Annotated in this window: 11 protein-coding genes; 6 read left to right on the forward strand and 5 right to left on the reverse strand. The window is 42.6% G+C overall.

What is annotated here, in order from left to right:
• Nucleotides 1-409 precede the first annotated feature (409 nt).
• Nucleotides 410-781, forward strand: coding sequence for a hypothetical protein (locus INF73_RS08130; RefSeq protein WP_193542101.1), 372 nt, complete (start codon nucleotides 410-412; stop codon nucleotides 779-781).
• A 58-nt stretch (nucleotides 782-839) separates the two neighbouring features.
• On the opposite strand, the gene INF73_RS08135 is transcribed toward INF73_RS08130, so the two are convergent.
• The 4 genes from INF73_RS08135 to INF73_RS08150 all read right to left on the reverse strand — a co-directional run bounded on the left by INF73_RS08135 (nucleotide 840) and on the right by INF73_RS08150 (nucleotide 3,251).
• Nucleotides 840-1,307: a SymE family type I addiction module toxin gene (locus INF73_RS08135; protein WP_193542051.1), complete on the reverse strand. Its 468-nt coding sequence runs from the start codon at nucleotides 1,305-1,307 to the stop codon at nucleotides 840-842.
• Between the two features lie 442 nt (nucleotides 1,308-1,749).
• Entirely contained in the window at nucleotides 1,750-2,235 is a 486-nt protein-coding gene (locus INF73_RS08140) for an Hcp family type VI secretion system effector (RefSeq protein WP_008501360.1), read from the reverse strand.
• Between the two features lies 1 nt (nucleotide 2,236).
• Nucleotides 2,237-2,755, reverse strand: a complete 519-nt coding sequence (locus tag INF73_RS08145) for a hypothetical protein (RefSeq protein ID WP_193542049.1) — start codon at nucleotides 2,753-2,755, stop codon at nucleotides 2,237-2,239.
• Nucleotides 2,736-3,251, reverse strand: a complete 516-nt coding sequence (locus INF73_RS08150) for a DUF2778 domain-containing protein (RefSeq protein ID WP_193542047.1) — start codon at nucleotides 3,249-3,251, stop codon at nucleotides 2,736-2,738. Before INF73_RS08150 ends, INF73_RS08145 begins: the two co-directional genes overlap by 20 nt.
• Nucleotides 3,252-3,887: 636 nt before the next feature.
• Between INF73_RS08150 and INF73_RS08155 the strand changes: the two genes are divergently transcribed.
• The 5 genes from INF73_RS08155 to INF73_RS08175 all read left to right on the forward strand — a co-directional run bounded on the left by INF73_RS08155 (nucleotide 3,888) and on the right by INF73_RS08175 (nucleotide 8,721).
• Nucleotides 3,888-4,901, forward strand: coding sequence for an HNH endonuclease domain-containing protein (locus INF73_RS08155; RefSeq protein WP_193542045.1), 1,014 nt, complete (start codon nucleotides 3,888-3,890; stop codon nucleotides 4,899-4,901).
• On the forward strand, nucleotides 4,901-5,485 hold the full coding sequence (locus tag INF73_RS08160; RefSeq protein ID WP_193542043.1) for a bifunctional 2-polyprenyl-6-hydroxyphenol methylase/3-demethylubiquinol 3-O-methyltransferase UbiG: 585 nt from the start codon (nucleotides 4,901-4,903) through the stop codon (nucleotides 5,483-5,485). Before INF73_RS08155 ends, INF73_RS08160 begins: the two co-directional genes overlap by 1 nt.
• Before the next feature lie 153 nt (nucleotides 5,486-5,638).
• The gene (locus INF73_RS08165; RefSeq protein ID WP_193542041.1) at nucleotides 5,639-6,760 is read left to right on the forward strand and encodes a ParB N-terminal domain-containing protein; all 1,122 of its coding nucleotides are present in this window, start codon (nucleotides 5,639-5,641) and stop codon (nucleotides 6,758-6,760) included.
• Between the two features lie 15 nt (nucleotides 6,761-6,775).
• A complete protein-coding gene (locus INF73_RS08170) occupies nucleotides 6,776-7,789 on the forward strand; it encodes a hypothetical protein (protein WP_193547289.1) in 1,014 nt (337 codons plus the stop codon).
• Nucleotides 7,790-7,857: 68 nt separating this feature from the next.
• The gene (locus INF73_RS08175) at nucleotides 7,858-8,721 is read left to right on the forward strand and encodes a DNA adenine methylase (protein ID WP_193547290.1); all 864 of its coding nucleotides are present in this window, start codon (nucleotides 7,858-7,860) and stop codon (nucleotides 8,719-8,721) included.
• A gap of 48 nt (nucleotides 8,722-8,769) precedes the next feature.
• Here INF73_RS08175 and INF73_RS08180 read toward each other — a convergent pair.
• On the reverse strand, nucleotides 8,770-9,067 hold a 298-nt coding region (locus INF73_RS08180), incomplete at its 5' end, for a hypothetical protein (RefSeq protein WP_193547291.1).

Below are 9,067 nucleotides of genomic sequence, written 5' to 3' on the forward strand. Positions count from 1 at the left end.
GGCAACTGCTATGAGTAAGTTTATTATTTCCATGCTGAATACGTTACTTTGTGTTTTTGTAATTGTGTTATGCCTCATATGCGTGGGCGTCACTGATAACTGGAAAGAATGCGCTATAGCTATAATCATCACTTTAGGATGCGCACATTTCATGGCCGTTTTACTGAATCGTGTATTGCCTCATAAGTTATCTATCTTAGATGGAATACTGGAATTATTGGGAGGACCACTATTAGTTATAGGCGCAATTGTGTGCTTTGATGTATTCGAACCCTGGCCGTTAAAAATCATTGGTATGTTTGCGTGGATTGTTTTGATTTTCTTTGTACCTTCAATAATAAGTCCCAGGCGTTAACTCGATCTACTGATGAATGTCTACGTCATTTCTGTACCAAAGGAATTCAACATAATGCAACCCACTCTTTCGCAGGTCATTGAGGTTGTGCGTCAGTCCTCTGGACATCATCGCAAGCATATTGATGAGAACACCCTAATCGAAGCCGACCTTGATATCTGCGGCATGGATGGCGATGCCCTGATAGAAGACTGCGAGGAAGCGTTTGGCGTTACGCTCGTCACTGAAGAAGATGGCTATGAGAAAACTTTTTCCCTCGCTGAAAACGAGTTTCTTTTTAGCACCGAGGGCATAGATTACTTTGGTATCTGCCGTTTGATTCGCAGGCTACGAGGCATACCCGAACCTGTGATACGCGATTTAACCGTTGGCGAACTCCATGCTGTACTGGTTAAGGCAGTAAAAGAACAAGTACATCATTATTGAGTGACTTTTGGCATAGTGCGGGCATGTGCTCATATGCCCGCACTCGTTAGTCTTTAGTTTAAACGGCCTTCCCACTCCCACGCTTAATCACCGGAACATCACCCGTATCATTCAGCGCTCCCGGAAAGGTCTTCAGCCACTGCGCGACTTTCTGCTTATTGATATTCACCACACTCATACCTTCTAGGCATCCCCATAATTCTCTTGTATGCTGGGGCGTAATCACAATGCAGTCTTTCATGGCGCGGATTTTTACGGGCATACCGTTGATAAAGCCCGCACGGGTTAGCCAGTCACCGCCCAGAAGAAGGTATTTCATGTCTATACGCGCATACAGTTCGCAGCAAGCGGCACTGTCCTGCGGCGTTTCCGCGCGGGGATGGAGAGGCGCCGCGTTGGGCGGGTTGCCGTGCAGACGGCGGGCGCTGTTTTTGCGTACCAGCTCGCGGTTTTCAATCATGCCGGTGAAAGCGTCTGATTCTGTTTTGCAAACGGTAAACTCTGGCTTAAAATTCGTCGCAGCCATTTTCAACTCCTGTCTAGTTGGTTGTGGTTAGCGGTATGGGGGTGTTGCAGCACCTTCATATCGCGAATTCTTATTTAAATATTCTTCGATACTTCCTTTGCCGTTCGGCGTAATTTTTGGTGCTCATTATACAGAGCTGAATATAAATACAGCGGTTTGGTGTGGAGTAAATTTGAAATTTGCGAGGGGGATTCAGGAAAAGGGTTGGGTCAGAGAAATTACGCAGCGAGGACTATCAGAATATAAGGTGAGCGCCCGCATGGACCTCTGAGCAACCATTCGCCTATCTGCGGGCTGGCAATGAGTCATTTTATTATCAAGTTCGGTGACCGACTGAGCGATCACCTATAATACGATGGCAGTTACACAGCATTATGGACAGGCTCCTTTGAGAGGATAAGCGTTAATAAAGAGGAGGCACTCAATGCCTCCTCTTTATTTGTTACGCTCTTACGTTCCAATCGTCCGTATACTGGACATTACCATCAACATAACGCCAGGTGATTTTGTCATACATCAGGGAAACAGATTCCATGTGGTTGATCTGCGAGTTTCCTGCCATTTTAGCGTTTGGCATCCCTGGGTTAATGCCCGTCACTTTCACACCCTCAATGGTCATGACGAAGTAGCACTCTTCTTGTCCTGCATGGTTAATGCGATACCAGCGAATCTCCGCACTTTTCAACGTTTGACCGGTGGCAACGGCTTTGTATAGATACGGGCTGGAGCTATCAAACTCCTTTTCAATCATCATCGGAGAATGTGAACGCTTGCCAGTAATCTTCCCATTGGCACTGTCTACTGGAATGTTCAGACCATGACTAAAGCCAACAATCTCTATACTCCCCTCACGATCCTGAACGTCTACAGCTCCTTTAATGTCTGCGCCGCCATCGTCCTTAAGCCACATGTAAGCCGGAATAGGCATTTTACAAACTCCTTTTAGTTGTGATTTTCTTCGTGATGAACCAGTAGCAAACAATCGTTAAGAGCAACTGAAAGCCCACAATCGCCGCTATTGTGAAATTTGAATACGTTTGATCTGGGAATAAAGACTGATAAGGCAGTAAGCGAAATAACGCCCAAAACAGGAAGGTAAACCCGAAGATTTTAGCTAACCGTCGCAATGTGGAACTGAACCACTCTCTGGGGATACCACCTGGACTAACTTTGTGTGTCGCGCCACTGTACGCCGTGGTAATAGCGCTCATGACAGGTACGCTGATTAATGTATTGATTAAGATGCTAAAGTAGCCGTCTAAAGATTCCCAAACTTCTGAATCAGGTTCACCTAAAATGAAGCGGGTAAACTTGTCGGCGCTTTGGAAATCGAAAAGCTCCGTAATAGAATTAACTAATCCATCATACGGAACCATTTCAGCAACGATCAGCATAACAACAGCGAACAGCACTATCTTGATGAATAAACTAAGGGCATGTTTTGCCATTGGAGATCACCTCAATCGTGCCGTATGCCTGTAGCTTCCTCATGCAAGGAACATCTATTTTTTGGCTTCTCAACAGAGCATTACGCAACATGGCAAAATCAGAATCATGTGGGAGAGTGATACAACCTTCTGATAGTACGCCTGGATGCAAACGGAAATTGCCACGCTGAACGCTCTCAATCCATGTGTAATCGTCGATCCCCCAATCATCACGCCATAATGCGAACCATTCAGAATGTTTGAATGTTGCACCATTGGCGAAGTGATTATAAATGTCTCTTCCCACTGCGTTTAGCTGTGACTTGAGTCCACCCTGAGGGCGGTCAACAATCCAGTATTTACCCGCTGGTACTGGCCCCTCTTTGGGGATCATTCCACATGCCCCACGATTACGGTAAGCACCATTACCAGAGAAAGCTAAAAATGTGCCTATACCAGGAAACGATAACGGGGAATAGTACGCATCATTAATTACGAACTTTCCATGTAGAGCCATAGATAACCCTTTTATCTATAATGATTTGTTGGCTTATCGTACTCCTACGCAATCGGGCATAAGAAGATTTTCTTCCGAGAGACCTCTGATTTTCAGACAATAGCCCGTTGGTGGTAAGACAACGTGTATGGCCGTTAGGCGGAAACATCAGGGTGTGTCAGGAAGCGAAGTTTCTCAAGTTGACCGTGTACCCTCAGGGGCGAGACCGAACCGCTGGCAGAGTGACCTGCTCCCTGATGTTAGTAATGTCTTCATAAGCCACATGAGGACATCCTATGAAGAGGCGTTTTTCCGACTGGCGTAATTACTGCTGCCTATTATACAGAACTGAATATAAATACAGCGGTTTTGCGACAGGTAAAATTGGGAAATACGAGAGGGATTCAGGAAATGGGTTTGGGGGATACTGGTAACTCGCTGGCTTGAAAATCAGTCTTATTTTCCTCATCCAGAAATCTATTCATTCGCTAAAGTACCTTAGACGACAAATTCATCGCATCCAGCCCTTTTTCTCAGATCCCACAAAAATTCATCAAACCTATAGATTAACGATTTACATCACCCTAATTTTGTTATGTGATCCTGTTACAGGCTTTAGTAACGCCCTGTCCAGCCAACCGTAACAGGACTTCATCGATGGAATTTTATCAGGCCGATCCGACGCTTGAGAACTACTGGCGTGGTGTGATCCTCTTTGGAAGGAACGTCGCATCTTACAAATTTGCGCTGGCGTCAGCGTTGTATGAAGTGGATAAGACGGGCAGCGATTTGATTACGCTCGACCAGCTTGCCGTGCCGTTCAGCCGCTATCTTTGCGAGCACCTGAAGCATGCGCCAAAACAGATCACCTCCCGCAGCAGTCAATTTCTGGAAACCTGTCTGAAGTTCAACAGAGGTGAAATCACCCACGCCCAGCTCATTGAAGCAACGGTGCGCCTTGGCTTTAACAACGTAATCGATGCCTTTCACTACGTGAACCAGGGCGAGATCGATAAACGTTTTTTCCTTGATGAGCGTAAAACCCATAGCGGGATCCGACTGACGGATAACTTCTATTTACTGGGCGAACGCCTGCAGTATAAAAACCTCGCCTTTGAAACCAATGCCCGTTGGAACCTGGTGGAACAGGCCTGGTCGATGGGCATTTCACGTAACCTTGTGGGCGTGGAGTTCGACGAAGATAATCAGCTGTTGTTCACACGGGTGAACGCGCGTCGCGTAGACATCACCAGCTGTCGCGACAGCCTGAACGGTTACCAGAAAGGACGGTGTTTTTACTGCTTTAAACCCATCAGTCTGGTAACGGGAGACGCAGAACTGGCGGACGTCGACCACTTTATTCCCTGGGCTGCCCGCAATGAAGTGAGCAATATTAACGGCGTATGGAACTTAGTGCTGGCCTGTCGATGTTGTAACCGTGGCGTTGAAGGCAAATCGGCACGCATTCCCGACCTCAAGCTCCTGCAGCGGTTACACACCCGCAATGAGTATTTTATTCAGAGCAAACTGCCGTTACATGAGACGATTGTTCTACAGACGGGGCAGCGTCCCGAAGCACGGAGAAGCTTTCTTCAGCGTAACTGGCAGGCTGCGCTGGATAAACTTATTCATACCTGGAAACCCAACGCGGAAGCCGAGGCAACGTTTTAATGACACTTCACTACTACCAGAACCACGCACAGGATTTCTTCGATGGCACGGTCAATGTCGATATGACCCCGCTATACGAGGCCTTCACCCAACATCTGACGCACGGTGCCCGGGTTCTGGATGCGGGCTGCGGTTCAGGGCGGGACGCAAAGGCATTTCATGAGATGGGTTATCAGGTGGATGCTTTTGATGCCTCTTCCGCCATGGTGGAACTGGCAAGGCAACATACCGGGTTACCCGTGCAGCTGATGACATTTTCAGAGATTGACGGTAAAGCGCAGTACGATGGGATCTGGTGTTGTGCATCTTTGCTGCATGTCCCCTCTTCTGAGCTGCCTGCGGTGATGCAGAAGCTTGCGGATGCGCTTAAGCCTGGCGGCGTCTGGTACGTGTCCTTTAAGTATGGCAACGGTGAACGCGTGCAGGGTGAAAGACGGTTTACGGACCTGGATGAAGAGGGGTTGCAGGAGTTACTGAAGGCGGTTTCGGGGATTGAGATAGCTTCGCTGTGGGCGACTCAGGATAACCGCCCGGACAGGGATGAGACATGGCTGAATGGAATATTACGAAAAAACGCCGCTTGATGATGTCATTCCTCACCTCTGATCCTTCCACCTAAGCATGACTGTAAAAAGAGCTTCCTCTGTGGTAGTGTAGAAAGGTTTATCGATCAGCTATCCGCATACCAACGTGAGTTAGCTTTGTAAGCAGGTATACTGCAAACCTCGGATGAAAGTATGACCAATAACAATTATCCAGAATCAGGCGCATTCAAAATATCTCCTGAATTTCTTTCCCTAGATACGGAAAACCCAAGGTTGTTCTTGCCTGATGCTGCTTCACGAAATAGTGAACCAGAGTTAATTAAATCGTTAGCTGATAATAGTGATCTTAAAGAATTGATAGTTTCGATTGCAAATAATGGCTTCTTAGATATGGAGCCTTTAATTGTAATTACAGATCCTAATAACAACGATAAATTTAGAGTATTAGAGGGTAACCGACGCTTAGCGGCAATTAAAGCAATTCGTTCTCCTGATATAGCTCAAAAATGCAGAATTAAAATCCCTCCAATGTCAAAAAAGATATTGGATACAATGAATGAAATTCACGTTTACCGTGTTCAAACTGAGGAAGAAGCAAGAGGCTTCATAGGCTTTAAACATGTAAATGGCCCGCATAAATGGGATTCATACGCTAAGGCTCAATTCGCATATAAATGGTATAAAGCTGAAAAAGAAGAAGGCATAACCATAGATGATATAGCAAGGAAACTTGGCGATACTAACCAAACAGTGCGTTCACTTATAAGTGCAATGTTTGTTCTCGAGCAAGCCCAAGAAAAAGGTGTATATAATTTAAACGACAGAATGACTCCGAGATTCTCTCTTTCTCACTTCTATACAGCTCTTGGAAGGCGAGAATATATGGATTTCCTCGGTCTCGATCGTGGCTGGAGCAATGCGCCAGATGATAATCCTGTAGATGAATCACACCTAGATAATCTCAGAGATGTTTTAGTAGGTTTGTATGGTTCTAAAGAAGAAAACAGGAATTCGTTAATTAAAAGCCAGAATCCTGATGTCAAGAAATTTGGCGAAATTTTAGTAAATGCAAAGGCATATAATTCTTTTAAGAGTGGTGCAGATCTTGATGTAGCCTATAATGATGCGGGTGATGCTAATGGAAAACTCAGCGCAACGCTAGTAGGGATTAATTCGCTACTCGATAAGGCATCGTTGCTTTTAGATAAAATAGAATTCATTAATGATATAAATAAAGAAAACATATCAGAAATGGCAAGAAAATTTGAAAAAATAGAATTTCAGTCTAGTAAACGGAAAAGTAAAGATATTTAATAAGGAATTGACAATATGTTACTAAATACTTTTCCGGTAACGGGTCCCGTTCAGAACCAAGCTGACTGGATTGAATTAAAATGTCTTTCAGATGAATTCAACTTTATGCCTGTAGCAGATATTCGCTCTGCTATAGAACTTCAGAACGATTATCAAGATGATGACATTGCAAGAGAGGATGGAGAAGTTGAAGCTGAAATAGATTCAATTCTACTTGAGATTAGATCAAGACAAGAGCACATGAATGATACTTATCCATTTCAGATCGAAGATGGTGGGTCTGTAGTTTCACTTGTAACCTCCATTAATGAATTATCTATTTCACAAAAAGTATATCTTTATTGCCTTATCTTTTCACATATTCTGAATAGTCCTTTGTTGATTGTTGATGGCACTCCACTTCCTGCAGATAGGGATATTCTACAAATATGTGCAACGATTGCAGCTGCAGGCTATGTTAGGGGACATTCAATATCGTTTGGTTTTCCCCGGAGAGATCATTCAAATTTCTACGACAAAGCGTTGGAAGTAATTAATCTTTTAGGTGAAGGGGAACTTCACTCTCTAGAGGAAGTAAACCCTGTACACTCATTATCCCCAAAAGATAGTGGAATTGATGTAATTACGTGGGAAGATAGCTATGATAAAAGAGCGGGAAAAAGGGTTTATTTTTCACAAGTAGCTTCCGGAAGAAACTGGAAAGATAAACCAGTATTACATTATATCGACATATTTAGAAACTATTGGTTAAAAAAGCCTATTCTTTCCCGAATAAATGATGCAATTTTTATTCCATATGAAATGATGGATGATGTCGACAATCATTATACAGCAGAACAATTATTAGAAAGCCAGCTTAGTACTCTAGGGACAATATTTTATCGAAGGCGCATTCCCGTTCATTTTAAAGAGGGCATACAGCTAAAAAGAGAAAATGATAATCTTTCCATTGAACGTATTGATGAGTGCCATAAAATTTCCGATTATGTTGATGGTAAGATAAACCTATTAAAAGAATTGGCAACATAATTACAGATTGCATTCCAATGAGAAAAAAAACTATAATAAACCCATTTTTCTGAAAACTAGGTCTTTTTATGCGCAATGCAACTCCACTTCGTTACCCTGGCGGGAAAGGGAAACTAACTGAATTCCTCAAGGATTTAATAAAAATCAATGAGTTAGAGGGATGCACTTACGTTGAGCCTTATGCTGGAGGGGCTGGCGTTGCGCTAAACTTACTGTTTGAAGGTGTAGTCTCGAAAATCGTTTTGAATGATTTGAACCCTTCTATTCATGCATTTTGGCATAGCGTATTATACGAAAATGATGCCCTCTGTAAGCTGATAGCAGAAACACAAGTTAATATGGATGAGTGGTACAAGCAAAAGGAAATACAGTCCAGCGCTCAAGAGCACTCTCAATTAACTCTAGGATTCTCTACCTTTTTTCTCAACAGGACAAATCGCTCAGGTATAATCAATGCAGGAGTCATTGGAGGGAAAGAACAGACGGGAAAATGGAAAATTCATGCAAGGTATAATAAAGAAGCTCTAATTAACAGAATAACAAAAATTGGTACACTATCTGACTCTATATCGCTATACAATAAAGATGCGATTGTTTTATTAGATGAAACAGTCCCTTTTTTAGAAGGGAAAATTTTAGTTTATCTTGACCCTCCTTATTATGTAAAAGGTCAAGGGCTATATCAGAATTTCTATCAACACGATGATCATGTAAATATAGCTAACACTGTTACTAATAAGCTCCATAGTCCTTGGGTAGTTTCTTATGATGCAACAAAAGAAATATTAGATATTTACAAAAATCAGAAAAAACTAATCTATGGGCTAAACTATAGTGCCCAACGAAAACATGTTGGTTCTGAAGTAATGTTCTTTAGTCAGGATTTAATAATACCAAATACATCAAATCCATCCAAACATGTAAAGAAATAGCAATATGGTATTACATTCATTATATTCAGAATGAATGTAATACTTGCCTTATAACCAGTGTTCAGGTATATCAAGACTAAATTTTTTTGCTACATAAATCAAGATGTTGATTATCTCTTTATGCCGTTTAACATCAAAACTATCGCCATTAGCGCGAATTTTAATTATATTTTCAAGCTCCTTTAGATTAAACATATTTATACTATAAAAGTTTGCCCACGAAGGATGACCGAATAAATTATATATTTTAATCGTATCATCTCTTTCACTAGCAAGCTTTTTTTTTCCTTTTATTTTCATATAGGCAAGTTCAGCTTCTTCCTTCTCTTCATAAGTATTTAATAAC

Source organism: Enterobacter cloacae complex sp. P6RS (assembly GCF_014982245.1).
Lineage (GTDB): Bacteria > Pseudomonadota > Gammaproteobacteria > Enterobacterales > Enterobacteriaceae > Enterobacter > Enterobacter bugandensis.

Bases quoted from the DNA above. Each gene is read 5' to 3' on its own strand.
- INF73_RS08150 (WP_193542047.1), bottom strand. From the start codon at position 3,251: ATGGCTCTACATGGAAAGTTCGTAATTAATGATGCGTACTATTCCCCG.
- INF73_RS08130 (WP_193542101.1), top strand. From the start codon at position 410: ATGCAACCCACTCTTTCGCAGGTCATTGAGGTTGTGCGTCAGTCCTCT.
- INF73_RS08165 (WP_193542041.1), top strand. From the start codon at position 5,639: ATGACCAATAACAATTATCCAGAATCAGGCGCATTCAAAATATCTCCT.
- INF73_RS08135 (WP_193542051.1), bottom strand. From the start codon at position 1,307: ATGGCTGCGACGAATTTTAAGCCAGAGTTTACCGTTTGCAAAACAGAA.
- INF73_RS08155 (WP_193542045.1), top strand. From the start codon at position 3,888: ATGGAATTTTATCAGGCCGATCCGACGCTTGAGAACTACTGGCGTGGT.
- INF73_RS08145 (WP_193542049.1), bottom strand. From the start codon at position 2,755: ATGGCAAAACATGCCCTTAGTTTATTCATCAAGATAGTGCTGTTCGCT.
- INF73_RS08140 (WP_008501360.1), bottom strand. From the start codon at position 2,235: ATGCCTATTCCGGCTTACATGTGGCTTAAGGACGATGGCGGCGCAGAC.
- INF73_RS08175 (WP_193547290.1), top strand. From the start codon at position 7,858: ATGCGCAATGCAACTCCACTTCGTTACCCTGGCGGGAAAGGGAAACTA.
- INF73_RS08170 (WP_193547289.1), top strand. From the start codon at position 6,776: ATGTTACTAAATACTTTTCCGGTAACGGGTCCCGTTCAGAACCAAGCT.
- INF73_RS08160 (WP_193542043.1), top strand. From the start codon at position 4,901: ATGACACTTCACTACTACCAGAACCACGCACAGGATTTCTTCGATGGC.